Annotated in this window: 14 protein-coding genes; 2 read left to right on the top strand and 12 right to left on the bottom strand. The window is 36.1% G+C overall.

All coding sequences use genetic code 11. From position 1 onward, the window contains the following. Positions 1 to 3: 3 nt before the first annotated feature. The 8 genes from HRG09_RS16745 to HRG09_RS16780 all read right to left on the bottom strand — a co-directional run bounded on the left by HRG09_RS16745 (position 4) and on the right by HRG09_RS16780 (position 10,491). Positions 4 to 924, bottom strand: coding sequence for an isochorismatase (locus HRG09_RS16745; protein WP_174102040.1), 921 nt, complete (start codon positions 922 to 924; stop codon positions 4 to 6). A 39-nt stretch (positions 925 to 963) separates the two neighbouring features. Beyond that, on the bottom strand, positions 964 to 2,583 hold the full coding sequence (locus HRG09_RS16750; protein WP_174102041.1) for a (2,3-dihydroxybenzoyl)adenylate synthase: 1,620 nt from the start codon (positions 2,581 to 2,583) through the stop codon (positions 964 to 966). Between the two features lie 20 nt (positions 2,584 to 2,603). After that, entirely contained in the window at positions 2,604 to 3,821 is a 1,218-nt protein-coding gene (dhbC, locus tag HRG09_RS16755; RefSeq protein WP_174102042.1) for an isochorismate synthase DhbC, read from the bottom strand. Positions 3,822 to 3,845: 24 nt separating this feature from the next. Next, positions 3,846 to 4,631, bottom strand: a complete 786-nt coding sequence (locus tag HRG09_RS16760) for a 2,3-dihydro-2,3-dihydroxybenzoate dehydrogenase (protein WP_174102043.1) — start codon at positions 4,629 to 4,631, stop codon at positions 3,846 to 3,848. 789 nt (positions 4,632 to 5,420) lie between these two features. Next, on the bottom strand, positions 5,421 to 8,510 hold the full coding sequence (locus HRG09_RS16765; RefSeq protein ID WP_174102044.1) for an AAA family ATPase: 3,090 nt from the start codon (positions 8,508 to 8,510) through the stop codon (positions 5,421 to 5,423). Further along, positions 8,507 to 9,664, bottom strand: a complete 1,158-nt coding sequence (locus HRG09_RS16770; protein ID WP_174102045.1) for an exonuclease SbcCD subunit D — start codon at positions 9,662 to 9,664, stop codon at positions 8,507 to 8,509. The genes HRG09_RS16765 and HRG09_RS16770 overlap by 4 nt, the downstream gene beginning before the upstream one ends. A 21-nt stretch (positions 9,665 to 9,685) precedes the next feature. Then, a complete protein-coding gene (locus tag HRG09_RS16775; protein WP_174102046.1) occupies positions 9,686 to 9,925 on the bottom strand; it encodes a DUF2584 family protein in 240 nt (79 codons plus the stop codon). A 308-nt stretch (positions 9,926 to 10,233) separates the two neighbouring features. Then, a complete protein-coding gene (locus HRG09_RS16780; protein ID WP_174102047.1) occupies positions 10,234 to 10,491 on the bottom strand; it encodes a hypothetical protein in 258 nt (85 codons plus the stop codon). A 428-nt stretch (positions 10,492 to 10,919) separates the two neighbouring features. Here HRG09_RS16780 and HRG09_RS16785 point away from each other — a divergent pair, with 428 nt between their 5' ends. Continuing rightward, the gene (locus HRG09_RS16785) at positions 10,920 to 11,972 is read left to right on the top strand and encodes an enoyl-CoA hydratase/isomerase family protein (protein WP_174102048.1); all 1,053 of its coding nucleotides are present in this window, start codon (positions 10,920 to 10,922) and stop codon (positions 11,970 to 11,972) included. Positions 11,973 to 12,038: 66 nt separating this feature from the next. Here HRG09_RS16785 and HRG09_RS16790 read toward each other — a convergent pair whose 3' ends face one another. Then, positions 12,039 to 12,584: a helix-turn-helix domain-containing protein gene (locus HRG09_RS16790; protein ID WP_174102049.1), complete on the bottom strand. Its 546-nt coding sequence runs from the start codon at positions 12,582 to 12,584 to the stop codon at positions 12,039 to 12,041. 135 nt (positions 12,585 to 12,719) lie between these two features. On the opposite strand from HRG09_RS16790, the gene HRG09_RS16795 reads away from it, so the two are divergent. Then, positions 12,720 to 13,349 carry a LysE family translocator gene (locus tag HRG09_RS16795; protein ID WP_174102050.1) on the top strand — a complete coding sequence of 210 codons (630 nt, stop codon included), beginning with the start codon at positions 12,720 to 12,722 and terminating at the stop codon, positions 13,347 to 13,349. 75 nt (positions 13,350 to 13,424) lie between these two features. Here the strand turns inward: HRG09_RS16795 and HRG09_RS16800 are convergent, their stop codons facing one another. The 3 genes from HRG09_RS16800 to HRG09_RS16810 are packed head-to-tail and all read right to left on the bottom strand — an operon-like array spanning position 13,425 to position 17,545. Continuing rightward, positions 13,425 to 14,885, bottom strand: a complete 1,461-nt coding sequence (locus tag HRG09_RS16800) for a CoA-acylating methylmalonate-semialdehyde dehydrogenase (protein ID WP_174102051.1) — start codon at positions 14,883 to 14,885, stop codon at positions 13,425 to 13,427. A 43-nt stretch (positions 14,886 to 14,928) separates the two neighbouring features. After that, positions 14,929 to 15,819, bottom strand: coding sequence for an NAD(P)-dependent oxidoreductase (locus HRG09_RS16805; RefSeq protein WP_174102052.1), 891 nt, complete (start codon positions 15,817 to 15,819; stop codon positions 14,929 to 14,931). 16 nt (positions 15,820 to 15,835) lie between these two features. Then, positions 15,836 to 17,545: an acyl-CoA dehydrogenase family protein gene (locus HRG09_RS16810; protein ID WP_174102053.1), complete on the bottom strand. Its 1,710-nt coding sequence runs from the start codon at positions 17,543 to 17,545 to the stop codon at positions 15,836 to 15,838. Positions 17,546 to 17,637 lie beyond the last annotated feature (92 nt).

Genomic DNA, 17,637 nt, shown 5'->3' on the forward strand with positions numbered 1-17,637 from the left:
CCTTTATTTATCTGTATTTGACAGCACCTTTTCTTCTCTGGAGGATAACAAATTAAACCATTCATAAATTGTTGGACGCTCAGCCAAATCTGCAAATGTGACTTCTACACCTATTTGGCGCCATTTCTCTACTAAACTCATAATTCTAACTGAGTCCAGCCCTCTATTTAATAAATCTTCATCATCCCCAATATCTGCTGGTGATTCACGAAGTAATTCAGCAACTTGTTCACGTACTGACTGTATTGTGAATTCTGTAGTTTCTTCTACCTTAGAAGTGTTTGTTAAACTCTGTAAATCTGCTACTAATAAACTTGTCGTTGTAGTCACTGCACATCGATCAGATGCATACTGCATGGCTTGTTTATGATGTTCTTGTGAAAAATCGGCAACTGCATCAGCGATGAAGAATGGCTGTATCCCGTCCATGAATGCTTCACATGCTGTTAAAAGGCATCCGATATGTGCATACACTCCGCAAATAATAAGCTGATCGCGCCCTTGTTCCTGTAAAATTTCTAGAAGATTTGTTTTCTTAAAAGCACTGTATCGCCATTTTGTAAGAAAAATATCATTCTCATCAGGAGTGAGCTCATCTACAATTTGTTGCTTATGAGGCCCTTCAGGAATGCCCGCTCCCCAGAAATCTTGTAATAATCCCCTTTGCTCTATCGTTTGTCCACCTGGCTGTGCAGTATAAACAACAGGAACACCAAGTTCCTTACATGTTTGTCTGATAGATTGAATATTCGAAATCAGTTCTACCCTTGGTGACTCCTCTGCATGATATGCATCCAGAAAGTACTCTTGCATGTCATGAATAAGAAGAACCGCACGTTTTGGATCTGGTTTCCACGTTACTTTATTACTTGGTAAGTCTGACGCTAATGGCATTGGGTATACTGAGATAGCTGGAATAGCCATCTAATCACTTCCTTCCGAATTATTAATAATATTTAAACTCTATGAATTGATAGTAGTTGTTAATTTTTCAGCAATTGCTTTTCGTAATTCTTTCTTACTCACTTTTCCGACACCAGTTTGTGGAAACGATTCGATAAATTCGATACGATCTGGAATCTTGTATGCTGCAATTCCTCGATTCCTTAAAAACATTTTCAACTCCCCGACAGTAGGTGCTTGCCCACGAGCTATTACAAAAGCACAAGTACGCTCCCCTAAATAATCATCTGGCATAGATACAATTGCTACATCATGTACCTCTGCATGAGCTAACAGATGATTTTCAACTTCTTCAGCTGCAACTTTCTCTCCGCCACGATTAATCTGATCCTTATCGCGTCCTTCAACTACTAAATATCCTTGCCCATTTATTTTGACAAGATCACCTGTGCGGTAAAAACCATCCGAAGTAAAGGATTTCGCATTATGTTCTTCAGCTTTGTAATATCCACGGATTGTATATGGCCCACGCGTTAATAAACTCCCAACTTGTCCAGGTTCTACATCATTATCATCTTTATCAACCACACGAACTTCATCAAACTCTGACATTGGTCTTCCTTGCGTATGAATAATGATTTCTTCTGGATCATCCAGTCTTGTGTAATTTACTAGTCCTTCTGCCATACCAAATACTTGTTGTAATGTACAACCGAATGCTGGACGTATACGCTTGGCCACTTCCGCGCTAAATTTTGCGCCACCTACCTGTAAAACTTGAAGGCTAGATAAATCATTATTGCGTAAAGCTATTGCGTCAAGCCATATCATTGCAAGGGGTGGCACAAGCGCTGTAATTGTGACACGTTCCTTCTCAATAAGGGCGAACGCTTCATCTGGACTTCCCCCAGAAGCTAGAACAATCCGTCCTCCGGCATATAACGTTCCAAAAGTCCCCGGTGAACTGAGGGGATAGTTATGTGCAACTGGAAGGACAGCAAGATACACACTACCTTGATCCAATTTACAAATTTCAGCACTCACTCTTAAACTATAAATATAGTCATCATGTGTTCTTGGGATTAATTTAGATAACCCTGTTGTTCCGCCTGATAATTGCAAGAAAGCTACATCGCTAGATTTCACTTCTGGCAGATTGACCGGATTCATATAAAGATCACAAATTCCTACAAATTCCTCTGCCTCTCCTACAACAATTACATGTTGCAGCGTTGGAACTTTGTCTTTTATTTCTCTTGCAAGTTTTCGATAGTCGAATCCAAGCTGTTTATCAGAAATAATATAAGCAGTCGCTTCAGCGAATTCACAAAAATAGCTTATTTCACTACTTCGGTGTGACGGCAAAGCAAAAACTGGAAGTGCACCAATTCGAAAAAGCGCAAAGCAGACTTCGAAAAACTCAGCAATATTTGGTAACTGAAGAACCACTCGATCCGTTTGTTTAATTCCCAAATTTAGAAATCCTGCAGCTAACCGATCCACCCTTTTGTCCAGTTCACTATAGCTTAAGTGATTTTCGCCACTTGTCACTGCAATCTGGTCACCATGTCTCATCGCCCGCTCTCGCAGCATCTCTCCAAAGGTCTCTCCGCGCCAGCAACCTTTCTCTCTATATCGATTTGCAAACTCTTTTGGCCACTCACGGCATCCTGTTAACATCATTTATCCCCCTATAACTTCTATTTCAAAGATTCATCATTTAATCCCATAGCCCGAAGCATTGTGCGAAATTTAGCTGATGTTTCAGCTAATTCATCTTTAGGTTTTGACTCCGCAACAATACCAGCTCCTGCGAATAAACGAAGAGAATTTTCTTCAACTTCCGCACAACGAATCGTAACAATCCATTCACCGTCACCATTCAAATCATTCCACCCAAGCATTCCCGTGAAAAACTCTCGATCAAACGGTTCAATTTCGTTAATAGCTTCACGAGCTTCTTCTGTCGGAGTTCCACAAACTGCTGGTGTAGGATGAAGTGCAAGTGCTAATTCTAACGCAGACACTGATGCATCAAGTAATTCTCCTTTTACTTCAGTAGATAAATGCCACATTACTTCACTATTTATTAATGTTGGCTTTTCTGGAACATGTAATGTGCGGCAGTACGGACGAAGCGCTGCAGCTACTGCTTCAACAACAACAGCATGTTCATGTAAATCTTTAGCCGAAGAAAGCAACTCATCTGCTCGTCTTTTATCTTCTACAGGATCCTCACTACGAGGTCTAGATCCTGCAAGTGGATTAGAAATGACATGCATTCCACTCCGTGAAACAAGTAACTCTGGACTCGCTCCTATAAGTGTACGACTACACTTTGATGAAACATCACAATTCTCTCCTCCTTCACTCTTCGGTAAATCTACTGCAAACGTATACCCGTGTTTATTGTGCTGTGCTAAATCACAAAGTAGTTTTTGAATATCAACCTTTTCTGGAGATTTTAAATCTAGTGATCTAGATAGAACGATTTTTTTTAGGTCACCGCTCTTTATTTTCGCTACTCCTTGCTCTACACCGCGCATATATTCTGCAGGTGCCGGGATAGGGTTCATTTCATATGTAAGTGCAGGTGATTGCTGCATTCGATCTGTAAAATCAAATTGTAAACGTTCTGCTAGCCTGCTCTCTTGAGGTACAACGAGCTGTACCGCCTTTCTACGATCAAAAGGTAGCGCTCCTACAACAATGGGATTATGGTGCCCAGCTTGCTTCGCATTATTTAGTACAGCATGAACCAGCTCAGGAAAATTTTCTACCTGACTATTTTTCACCGTAGCAAATGTCCCCTCGGCAAGTATTGTGCGGTACGGTGAAGCAAAAAAGAATGAAGATCCAGCTTTATAGTCATCTAGTAATTTTGTTGCTAACTCCTTTAAAGCAGTTGTATGATTCATTATTTTGAACCTCCTATATTTAATTTAGATTCCTAAAGTAGCACCGCCATCAATGCATAGATTATGCATTGTAATATGACTTGCTTTATCTGAGGCTAAAAATAGAACTGCTTCAGCAATCTCAAAAGGCGTTGCTATTTTTTTTAATGGAATTCCTAATCTATATGTATCTTGTGAGCCTGCAATAATTTTTTCAGCCCCATTTTCATCTGTCCAAAGTAGGCGCTGCATTTCTGTCTCAGTTGAACCAGGAGAAACTAAATTGCAGCGAATATTATATTCCGCAAGCTCTAGAGCAAGACATTTTGTAAACATCGTTGCAGCAGCTTTCGATGCTACATAAGCAGCCATTTCCATTCTCGGTACACTCGCCGCATTGGACCCTACAGTTACAATCGCACCTGATTTACGTGACATCATACGTTTACTTACTGATCTGGATACATAAAACACCCCTGTAGCATTTACAGAAAACGTCTTATCCCAATCTTCATCACTTAAAGAATGAATTGCATTCATCTTCAAAACACCAGCAACGTTAATTAAAATACCAATCGGCCCCATCGCATCCTCAATCTGATTTACTGTGTCTTCCACAGCGGAACTATCACTCACGTCTAAAGCGAATGTTTTCAACGAGCTGCCTCTTGTTGCATGATAATCGGAAAGTTTATTAAGACCTAAAATATTTTTATCAACCGCTGCAACCTTTGCTCCTCTTTCCGCAAACATATTTGCTACAGTCTCGCCAATTCCTTGTGCTGCACCAGTAACTAAAGCAACTTTCCCATCAAACTCTCTAAGGTCCATATTCTCAATTCCTTTCTTTGCAAGAATCTATTAGATTCTTATATACTTCTGTCTTGCAAAAGACGAACCCCATATCGAAAACACTAATCAATACTGATAATCATTATCAATTAATGTTTTCACAAAAAATAATACACTTAGTAAACTTATCAGTCAAGTGTATTTAAATCTTAATTTTTTACACACTATCCTAAATAATAATCACAATTGATTAATTGATAATGATTTTCATTTTCTTTTGTTACATCGAAATGATAATGTTTCTCAATATACTTGTCAATCTTTTTTTACTTTTCAGATAAAATATTTTGTTATTTTCCTATACTAATACCTATGAAAAACGTGTTTTCAATGTCTTTTTCTTTAAAAATAATAATTCAAAATAAGATTTACCCCCCTCTATAAATTATCTATATTTTAGATAAATTTATACATATTACCTTTTAATACAGGGAATACTATTTTATAAATTAAATATTTTCTCAATAAATTTCTGAAAAAACACCTGGAAATATATAATTTCATTTTTTATTAACTTGTAACAATCTTACTTTCTTTTCTAAATAACATAATTCCATTCACATACTCCCCCCTATAATAGAATAAACATTATATTTCTAAGTATAAAAAAGAGCCAGCCTACGCTGACTCTTTTCCTTATATTCTTACAATCGTTTCTTCAAATGTAATTGTTGGTTCTAAAAGTTCCATCATATCAAAGGAGTTTTCAATCCGTTTCGTAAGTACTTCTTTCTAATTCATCACATTTTGGTTGCTCTATTGAGACTGTTACTTCACCACAAACCTCGTCTGACTACAACCATCCTTCTGCTTTGTTACTTCAAGCACTGCCGGCATTGCATTTTTCAACTCTTGTACGTGCGAAATTACACCGATAAATCGTCCTGATTTTTGTAAGTCTATTAATGCATCGACTGCTTTTGTTAGTGACTCTTCGTCAAGTGAGCCAAATCCTTCATCGATAAACATCGTTTCGATAGAAATACCGCCTTCATACGCTTGAATTACATCTGCCATACCAAGCGCTAGACAAAGCGATGCATTAAATTTCTCTCCGCCGGACAATGTTTTTACGTCACGCGTTTGGCCTGTGTATGCATCATATACATCTAATCCTAATCCACTTTGACGATTTCGTTTTTCAACTCGTTCACTTCTTTTTAAATAGAATTGTCCATTTGATAGTTTACGAAGTCTTTCGTTAGCAATTTGAACAATTTGTTCTAGATACTCAATTAAAATGTATCGTTCAAAGGAAATACGGCTCTCGTTATCCCCTTTCATTACTTCGTATAAATCAACAAGTTCTTGGAAAGCTTTTTCTTCTTCATGAATTTGTTCATCAATTCGTCTAATATTTTCATGTAAATCAGAAATGTACGCAACTGCACTTTGAGCGCGCTGACGTTTTTCTTTTGTAATATCAAGTTGAATTTCTAGTTCTTTCACTTGTTCTTCTAGAATCGTAATATCTATCCATTCTTTCTCCTCTAATTCATTTGCTAATTCTTCAATTTGTTTCGCTAATACTTCAAGGGATGAATAGTATTTTTGGATGTGCTCTTGCAGATGTTTCATTTCTACATCTGTTAATTTTGCTTCTTTATAAGCTTGTTGATCAATAAATCCACCTTGCTTTAGCTCTGTCGTAAAACGAAGTAAAGTTTCTTCTTTCTTTTCTTTTGTATGAGTTACTTGCTTCACAGCCCCATCGTACTCAGCTTGTACACGTATATTTTCATTTTGCCAATGTTGATAAGCTTCTTGTACTTTCTTCCACTCATCTTCCATAAAACGAAGCTCTTGAACAACATTGTCATACTGCTGTTTCCATGCTGCTAACGTTTGCAAGCTTTCAGGGATTTTTTGTTGATCATGTTCATAAGACGTACGAAGCTCTATGCATTCTATTTCGATGCGATGCTGCATAGCCTCTGCTTCACGCTTTTGCTTCTGTAACTCTTCTAATTGTTCTTCTAATCCTTTTAGATTTGAAGCCAATTGTTTACGCTTTTCTTCGCTTGCTTTTAATGCATTTACTTCAGCTGCTAGTTGTTTTCCTTTTTGCACCAATTCGCGATATGTTTCAACTAATTCTTCTGAGCGATACCCACGCTTCACGACTTCTTCTATTACTTGTTCATACTGCAAGCGATAGAAATTCCATTTTTCTTCTAATTGAACGTGCAATTTTTCAGCAACATTCTTATTTTCCCGCAGTTCATTAAGCTGCTTCTCATCGATGGAATCTCCCAATTCTGTAGCTTTCTTCGGGTGATTCATGCTACCACATACTGGACAAGATTCCCCGTCATGAAGATGAAGAGCCAACACACCAGCTTGTTCGTTTAGCCAGCGGCGTTCCATATCTTCATACGATTTAACAACTATTTCCATTTTTTGATAAGCAGTTTGTTTTTCTTGTTCATATGTTTGTTTTTCTTTCCAAACGTCATATGCTTGCTTTAAGACTTTTGCATCTTCTCGCATATTTGTTAGTTCTTCTACTTTTACTACATATTGTTCAAGTGCTACTTCTAACTGCTGCAGTTCTCCAGCTATTTGTTGTTTTTGGGATATCTGTCCTTCTAGCTGTTGTTCAAGCTTATGAATACCTGTTTTTAACTGCTCACTCTGACGCTCTATCTTTTGCAATGTTGATTTTTTCTCTGCCAATGAAGCAATAATTGGCTGTAATTCTTCTAATCTCTGTACATTTTTCTTAGCCTCTTCACGTACAGGCTCTCTGCCCTTTAATTCTTCATATTTCTCCTGTGCAAGTGCAAAGGTTGCAGTCGTCTTTTCCTTCTTAACAACTATTTGCTTTAGTAATTGTTCAGCATTTTGTTCACTTTGCACTGCTTCTTCATACCACTGTTCGAATGGCAATAATCGTTTTGCTTGTTCTGCATGTTTAAAACGCTGTTCCTGCATTTCTATTTGCGTGCGATTCTCTTGTAAAGTTGTTTGTTGCTCTTGTTTCTGCTCTAAATCTTTGAACTTTTCATTAACAGACTTCGCTATATGAAAACGACTGTCTACTTCTTTTAATTGCTGTGTTTGTACTGTTTGCTGCGCTTGTAATTGCTCAACTTCTGCTTCATAACAACTCGTTTCTTGTTCAAGTGCTTCGACTACTTGATGGGTATTAACATGTTCCTGCTGCACCAATGTTTCTAACAACGAACCATCTCGAATCGGCAACTTAAAGACATTACGAAAATATAGTTCTCTTTCTTTTTGCTTTTCTTGCAAGACGTCTTTCCACTGCTTCCGTTTTTGATCCAATAATTCACGCATTAACTTATAGCGATCTGTTTTAAAAATACGTCGTAAAATTTCTTCTTTGTTTTCTGTTTCAGATGTTAGTAGTTTTCGAAATTCTCCTTGCGGAAGCATAACAATTTGACTAAATTGATGCTTACTAAGTCCAATTAAATCTTCAACCTTTTTGTTCACATCTGTTACATGAAAACGGTCCACACATGGAACTTTCTCATCACCTATTACTTCATATAACTCAACAGCATGCCCAGTAACTGTTTTATTCCCTTGTTTTTTATGACCAAGCTGTCTTTTAATTTCATATTGTTTACCTTTCAATTGAAAGATTAATTCTACACTGGTATATACGTTGTCATCAGCAAATTGGCTGCGAAGCATACTCGTATCACTACGTTCCTCTCCGCTCGCTTCCCCATATAACACATAACAAATCGCATCAAATATCGTCGTTTTTCCCGCTCCTGTATTTCCTGAAATTGCAAAAATGCGATGATCCCCTAAATCACTGAAATCAATAATCTCTCGCTGTTTATAAGGACCAAACGCCGTCATAATAAGTTGCAGTGGCCTCATCTTCGTTCACCTTCCCGTTCCTGCACTGTTTGTAATACTTCTAAGAAAAGACATTCTTTCTCTTCTGATAAATCTGCCCCCTTCATTTCTTTATAAAAAGCTTTTAAAAGAGATACGTCATCCATTTTATGCCTAGAAACAACAATTTCATCTGCTTCTGTAAATTCTCTTCTTTTCATAGAACGTTCAACATGCATTGCATTTGGATAGACAGAACGAACTTTCTCCATTGGCTGCAGTACAGGATTTTCATCTAATAATTTGACGAAAACGTAATCTTCACTTGTCGGATGCTTTAATAAATCATCTATTTTCGCTTCTACTGTTCGCATTTGGCGTCGAGGTGTAAATAAACGCTTCTCTATTGTGGTTTGTCCCGTTTCATCTAATTCAACAATATAATACCCTTTTTTATGTCGCTCTTCAGAAATGGAATACGCAAGTGGTGACCCTGAATAGCGAATTGTTTCATTACGTACAAAATGCGCTTGATGTAAATGACCAAGCGCTGTGTAATGAAACTTGTCAAAATAGTGACTATTAACATATTCAGCACCACCAATTGAAAGAGGACGTTCTGCATCACTCGTATTTTCTTCTGCTTCACCTGAAGAAGTAACAAATGCATGTCCCACAAATACATGTCTTGCTTTTTGATTCATTGTTTCCGAAAGTTCATTCATAAAAATACGCATCGCATCATCATGCGAGCGAATATCTTCATTTTGCATCACATGTCTAACAATACTCGGGTCAGCATATGGTACTAAATGAAAATGGACCTCTCCATACGCATCATGCAAAACAACTGGTTCATAAGGAAATTGAAATTGTCCCACAATATGTAACCCTTGTTTCTTCATTAAACTACTGCCAAAATGAATACGGTCTGGACTATCATGATTCCCTGCTACCGCGATTACCGGTGTTTGTAAATCAATCACTATTTTTTGTAATACCTCATTTAATAAGTCTACTGCTTCTGTCGGTGGAATTGCTCGGTCGTATAAATCACCTGCAATGATTACGGCATCTGGTTTTTCTTCTTGTACAGCTCGAACGAACTGCTCTAAAACAATTCGTTGATCTTCGGTCATATATACACCGTGAACAAGTTTTCCTAAATGCCAATCTGCTGTATGAAAAAGTTTCATCTTTCCCTTCCTTTCTCTCTTTTAATTTACTGATTGTAATGAAACAAGTTGATACTTAAGTGTGGTCTTTCCATTTTCCCACTCTATCTTTTGAACAATTACACTACCAATTCTTTCTTGATCTGATTTATATAAAGGTAACATTTCATTCATAGCAAATAAATGATGACCATCTAACATTAATTGAAATACATTTTCTTCTATATGTAATCTCGTTTCTTTTTCATTTGAAATAATCTTTGTGTGCATCTCAAATTTCATATAAACACAACTCCTTTTACTATTCACTATACTTTAATAGTATAGTGGCTACTCATGATTGACAAGTGAATAGATGATAAAGAATTTACTTACACATTTGTTTATTTTTCATTTTATAATACAGTATGTGAAATTTTACAATTAGAAAATACTATGATGATGTCTATTGCTTCATTGCGCAATTATTTTGCATGCAGAGCTTGTTCTTTCCAAAAGAAAAGAAACCATTTTGATCCATCTTTTTTCAAAACAGTTTCTTTTTTATAATGTGGAATAATCTAATTTGTGGAGGTACCTTTAATCAAATTTTATTTTTGCAAATAATCTTTCATTACATAGTACAATACAGTAATTAAAATAATCGCTATAATAAATGAAAATAAGGCCACGATATACCCATCTTTATTTAATATAAAACAAAGTGAAATAGATATGATAAAAACCGGAAACACGAGACGTACTTTATCTTTCACTTCTTCTGTCGTATCTGTATGATGAAAATACTGTGTAATTCCTACCATGAGAGAAGACAAAATAATAACCGATAATAGCAAAGGCCCTGGCATTCCGATCTCCCCTTTCTCTATTCCTTATTATATACAAACTCAAGCTTCGTTAAAAGTTTGACAATTCAGCGAATATAACAAAATATGATTCTTATCTATATTCAACCCTTTCCTTCCAAGCATAAGAGTCATATATAGTATATCCTCCATTTTTAACCTATAATCAATCATGATTGTTGTAATATTCCTTTTCATCCGTGGAAATCCTGCAAATAGAACTCGTCAAAATATGCAATTTTCTACAAAAAGTCTAATATTATGTCTAATTGTTTATTTGTTTAGACAGTTAGACACTTTTTTGCTAGTATTTCTTCTTTATGAAAGGCATTAAAACTGGCACGTTACTTGCTTATTAAGTAAATTATAAAGGACATTTCAGATTGTATCGAGAAATAAGAACGAGAAAATATATAAGAGGAGGATTTAAAATGACTGAAAATGTTTTATTTTCCATTAGTGAAAATGGTGTTGCATCGATTACTTTAAACCGTCCAAAAGCACTTAACTCTTTATCTTATGATATGTTACAACCAATTGGGCAAAAACTAAAAGAATGGGAAAAGGATGATCGCATCGCCATGATCGTCTTAAAAGGCGCTGGTACAAAAGGCTTTTGTGCTGGCGGTGATATTAAAACATTATATGAAGCGCGTTCAAGTGAAGTTGCATTACAACATGCAGAACAGTTTTTTGAAGAAGAATATGAAATAGATACTTATTTATATCATTATCCAAAGCCAATTATCGCTTGTTTAGATGGAATTGTTATGGGTGGTGGCGTCGGCCTTACGAATGGCGCCAAACATAGAATTGTCACAGAGCGTACAAAATGGGCAATGCCTGAAATGAACATTGGGTTTTTCCCAGATGTCGGCGCTGCTTATTTCTTAAATAAAGCTCCTGGACAAGCTGGCCGTTATGTCGCATTATCAGCATCTGTCTTACAAGCTACTGATGTGTTATATATAAATGCTGCTGATCATTACATGCCATCTGAAACGTTACCTACTTTTCTTGATGCAATCGAAAAAGTAAATTGGCACAATCAAAATGTACATATTACTTTAAAAGAACTCATAAATAAATATGAAACAACACCTAGTGTAGAAGGTGAACTTACTTCCGTGCAAGAAGAAATTGATAAGCACTTTTCATTCCAAACAGTCGAGGATATCATCCATTCATTAGAGAATACTGACAGTTCTTTCGCTTTAAAAACAAAAGAAAAGTTACTCTCAAAATCTCCATTCTCATTAAAAGTAACATTAAAGCAACTGATTGATGGGAAAGAAAAATCGATAGAAGAATGCTTTGCAACTGATCTCATACTCGCTAAAAATTTCATGAGACACGAAGATTTCTTTGAAGGAGTCCGTTCTGTCGTAGTCGATAAGGATCAAAACCCACAATACAAATATAAACAATTAAGTGATGTTTCAGATGAAGAGGTAAATCGCTTCTTTAACCTTCTTAATGCATAATAGCAACCAGGCTAGATAAAAGCAGTTTATTTTCTGCTCTATCTAGCCTGGTTTATTACCGTACGATTAAAATGACGGAGGTGTTACAGCGAATAAAATAATAGCATCCTGATCAAATGGATTTTCCCATTTATGTTTCATGTACGAAGGAATTTTCACGCTATCACCTGAATGTAAAGTGTATATATTTTGTTGTAAATGAAAAACAACCTCTCCTTCTAAAACATGTGCAATTTCTTCTCCTTTATGTTCCAAAAGTTTTTCTGAGGAAATAGCATTAGGTGGTAAGGTCATTAAAGATACAGCCAAAGAACCCGTTAAATCTGGTGATAATAATTCATATGATAAATTTCCTACAATCATTTTCTTACGTTCATTCGCTCTTACAACTAAGTCATTCGTATTCGTATCTTCCATTAAAAAGCTAAAAGTTGGAACCTCTAATGCTCTCGCTAATAGTTTCAACGTTTGAATAGAAGGGTTGGCTAATCCCCTCTCAATTTGACTTAGCATAGAGGGTGTTATTTCTGCTAACTTTGCTAGCTCCCTCATACTTAAGTTTTTTTGTTTTCGTAGCTCTTCCACCTTTTTCCCTATATTTATATTCTCCACATTTTATACCCCTTTTAACGACTTTAATTAAATATATTTTAACACACTTAAATTTAGTTTAACATGCAACTTAAATTGTGTTAAACTTATTTTAATTAAATTTTCAAAATATAAATAAAGAAAGGCGGAGTGATTATGGAGAACTATCTTCTTTTTATTATCATGTCGATTTGTCTTATCATTTTACCAGGACCTGACACTGCAATGGCTACGAAAAACACTCTTACTGCTGGGAAAATCGGAGGTGTGAAAACGGTTTTCGGTACATGTATCGCACTCTTAATTCATACTTTAGCTGCTGTAATTGGTCTTTCTGCTATTATTGTTAAATCAGCTTTCTTATTTTCTATTTTTAAATATGTTGGTGCACTTTATCTCGTCTATTTAGGCATAAAAGCACTTTTATCCTTAAAAAACAAAAACAACATAAATATGAATGACTTGCCTATGAAACACACCGATGGAAACACTTCTTGTTTTCGCCAAGGTTTTCTTACTAACCTTTTAAATCCTAAAGTTGCTGTTTTCTTTTTGACCTTTTTACCGCAATTTTTAAATCCTAATCATAATACACTTATTCAGTTTTTGATTATGGGGCTTACCTATCTTGTTTTAACTGTAATATGGTTTGCTTTTTATATATTTTTAATTGATAAAATAAGTGTCTTTATGAAAAAGCCTGCTACACAAAGATATATTCAAGGGCTTACTGGTATTATATTAATTGGATTTGGTATAAAATTAGCGTTCGAAAAAAACAGTTAACAAGAAAAATCCACCACTCATGAATGAGGGGTGGATTTTTCGTACATGTAACAAGTTACATACGTGTTCTCTCTATTAAAACCAGCGCTCTGTTACCACTTTTTTACGTGTGTAGAATTGAACACCATCTGTCCCATTTGTTCCAAGATCACCGTAGAAGGACGCTTTATTTCCTGCAAATGCGAAGAATGCCATTGGAGCTGGAACGTTAACGTTTACACCAATCATTCCAGCATCGATATTATCACGGAATGTTTGTGCATGTTTACCACTTGATGTATAAATAACGGCACCATTTGCGAATTTTGATTGGTTCGTCAGCTTAATTCCCTCTTCTAAATCTTTTACTCTCACAATGCTTAATACTGGAGCAAAAATTTCTTCTTGCCAAATTTTCATATCTTGATTTACACCATCAAAAATAGTTGCTCCAACAAAATACCCATCGCCAACTTCCTCATCTATTTTACGGCCATCTACTAATAAAGTAGCTCCATCTGCTACACCACCATTAATATAACCTAGTACACGCTCTTTGTGAGATTCACGAATTAATGGTCCTACATAATTATCTTCGTGGAAACCATCACCTACTTTTAATTTACGTGTTTCCGCTACTAGAACATCAATAAATTCATCAGCAATTTCATCCACAACTGCTACAACAGAGCATGCCATGCAGCGCTCTCCACTACTCGCAAACGCAGAACCAATTACACCTTGTACCGTCTTTTCAAGGTTACAATCTGGCATAACAATCGCATGGTTTTTTGCTCCTGCAAGTGCTTGTACTCGTTTTCCATATTTTGTTCCTGTTTCGTACACGTAACGTGCAACTGGTTCAGATCCAACAAATGAAACAGCTTGAATGTCTTTATTTTCTAGAATACTATTTACAACATCTTTACCACCTTGCACTAAGTTTAAGACGCCTTTTGGAAAACCTGCTTCATAGAATAATTCTACTAATCTTTCAGCTAAAAGTGGTGTTCTTTCAGATGTTTTTAATACGAATGTATTACCGCAAGCAATTGCAAGTGGGAACATCCATAAAGGAATCATCATTGGGAAGTTAAACGGTGTAATACCAGCAACAACTCCAATTGGGTAACGCCAAATCGAACCATCAATCCCGCCCGCAATATTTGGAAGTGCTTGCCCCATCATTAAATTTGGTGTTGATGTTGCTAGTTCTACAGCTTCAATCCCTCGCTGTACTTCGCCAGTCGCATCTTTTAGCGTTTTACCATTTTCTAATGTAATGATTTTTGCAAGTTCATCTTTGTTTTCTTGTAAAAGTTGTAAATATTTATATAGCTGTCTTGAGCGATTTGGAACTGGTACTTTAGACCATGTTTCATAAGCAAATTTTGCAGCTTCAACTGCACGATCCACATCTTCTTTTGGGGAAAGCGGAACATAAGCAATTATTTTACCAGTCGCAGGATTTGGAACAGCTTCCACTTCTGTACCAGTAGATTCTACCCATTCACCATTAATATGATTTTTCACGCGTTTAATTTCTGTTGTAATCATTGTATTCGCTCCTTTTTATTTTTTATATTTGCTAGTATCATTATTATTTTTGATTAGAGATTAATTGTTCACTTACCTTTTGATATAAAGCAGCCATGTCTTTTTCACCATATCCTGCTTTCCCAGCTTCATCATACAAGTTCAATAGCATTTCACTTACTGGTAAGTGAAGCTCGCTTTCTTTCGCTAGATCAACTGCAAATCCTAAGTCTTTCTTTAGTAGATTTACAGTAAATCCTGGTTCATAGTTTTCCGGCGCAATAAAGCTTTTATAATTACGCTCGTAAATTCTACTTTGTCCATAACTCACATTTAAAATATCAAACATTTTATCTAAATCCATATTGTTTTTCTTCGCTAAAGTCAGAGCTTCACTAACACCTGCTGTGTAGAAGCCTATCAATAAGTTATTTATAAGCTTTACAGTCGTACCACTATCAATTTGCTCACTCACATGAAAAATATTTGCCCCTAATACTTCCATCACTGGTAAGCCCTTTTCGTACACTTCTTTTGATCCACCAACCATAAAAGTTAATGTGCGGTTTTCCGCTCCAATCACTCCACCACTAACTGGCCCTGCTAAGAAGTCTACTTTTTTATCATTCGCAGCATCTGCCAATCTTTTATTTAGCTCTGGTGCTACTGTACTTGTATCAATTAGAACAACATTCGAATGGCTATTCTCAATTAAACCTTCTTCACCAAAGTAAACAGCTTCAACAGCTCGAGGTGATGGTAAACTTGTAAAAATCAAATCACATGTTTCTGCCAAATTTGCAATTGATAAGCCAATGATTCCTCCTTCTTTCTCAAAAGAAGCTTCCGCATCTTTATTTAAATCGAATCCATATACTGTGTAATTTGATTTAACTAAATTTTTAGACATTGGAAGACCCATATTACCTAAACCAATAAAACCAATCTTTTTCATACTGTTCTCCTCCTATTTAAACAATATATTTCCCGCGATTTATAATCGCTTTTGCGATTTCTCTCTTCTTCGTAAATACGTTCGTATATAGAGGTACTGACAGTTGACGAATTTCATCTAGAATAGCATTTCTATTTTGCTCCTCTTGTACTGCTGCAGAAAGAAGAACAATTGCCGCTGATTCCACTTTTCGATATCCTTCTTCACAAAGAACATCTGTTATAGACTGTTTTGTACGTTCTTTTTCTTCACCATTTTTACTTACCGCTTTCTTTGTACGTAAAAATGCTGATTCCATTACATACACATCTTTCAACATGTCTGCTAGCACGCGTGAATATTCTTGTTCTTGTTCAATTTTTAGTTCAGGAGTTTGAGATAGCGTTTTCAAAGATTGCTTCAATAATTGTTTCGATAATAAAATATAGCGATGATTTCGTTCCACATTTTCAAATGTGCCTTCATCTACTTGGTCCCCTAGTAGCTTCGTTTGTTTCATTAACATTTTCGCAACTGTTAAGCGATTAATTTCATTTGTCCCTTCAAATATACGGCTAATTCTAGCATCACGATATAATCGTTCTACTTCATATTCTTGCATATAACCATAACCACCGTGAATTTGTACCGCCTCATCCACAATATTTCCAAGTGTTTCTGAAGCGTTCACTTTATTAATCGCACACTCTATTGCAAATTGTGACATTTTCTGCATAATACTTTCATCACTCTCATGAATCGCGTCATCAATTACGCCTGCTGTTCGATAAGCTGCGCTCTCTGCACCATATGTATCAATAATCATATTTGCAATTTTCTCTTGGATCATCGTGAAATCAACTAATTCTGTTTGAAACTGTCTTCGTTCTTTTCCGTATTGAACAGATAGACCAATTGCTTGCTTTGCTGTCCCAATATTTCCGAAAGCAAGTTTCAATCTCGCAAAATTGAGAATATTAAGAGCCACATGATGCCCTTTTCCAACTTTCCCTAATACATTTTCAGCTGGAATTACAACATCCTCTAATATCAACGTTGCAGTAGAAGAACCTTTAATACCCATCTTCTTTTCTTCTAGGCCAATAGAAACGCCTTCACATGTTCTTTCGACAATAAATGCTGTCATTCCTTTATTTGTTTTCGCAAAAACAACATATACATCAGCCATATGAGCATTCGTAATCCACTGCTTTTCACCGTTTAATGTCCATGTTGTGCCATCTTCACTTAAGACCGCACTTGTTTTTGCACTTAACGCATCAGATCCAGCATTTGGCTCTGTTAATGCATAAGCTCCAATCCATTCGCCTGATGCAATTTTAGGTAAATACTTTTCCTTTTGCTCTTTGGTTCCGTAGTATATATATGGCAGTGTTCCTACTCCGGCATGAATGTTAAAGGAAACACTAAACGCGCCTGCATATCCCATCTTTTCTGCCACCAAGCCAGAAACTGCTTTTCCTAATTCAAACCCTCCATATTCTTCTGGAACTTCTATACTTAGTAATCCAAGTTCTCCAGCCTTTTCAAACAACTGGCGAGAAACTTGATAATTGTGCTGCTCAATATGTTCAATTTGCGGAACAATTTCTTGTTTCACAAATTGTTCTGTTGTTTTTGCGATTAAATCTTCATCCCCTGAAAAATCCTCAGGTGTAAAAAAGGTTGTATGAAGCTCCTGATTCAGCGAAAAAAATTCGTCCCATTGCAACTTTGTTTTCTCCATCTGTATCCCCCTATCATTTCGATCTTCATTTTATTTATATGCAAAATCTATGCCAAACTAAAAACTTGATAGAACAAGGGCGAAATGACAAG

Origin of the sequence: Bacillus sp. Xin1 (assembly GCF_013314535.1) — a bacterium.
In the GTDB taxonomy this organism is placed as follows: Bacteria; Bacillota; Bacilli; order Bacillales; family Bacillaceae_G; genus Bacillus_A.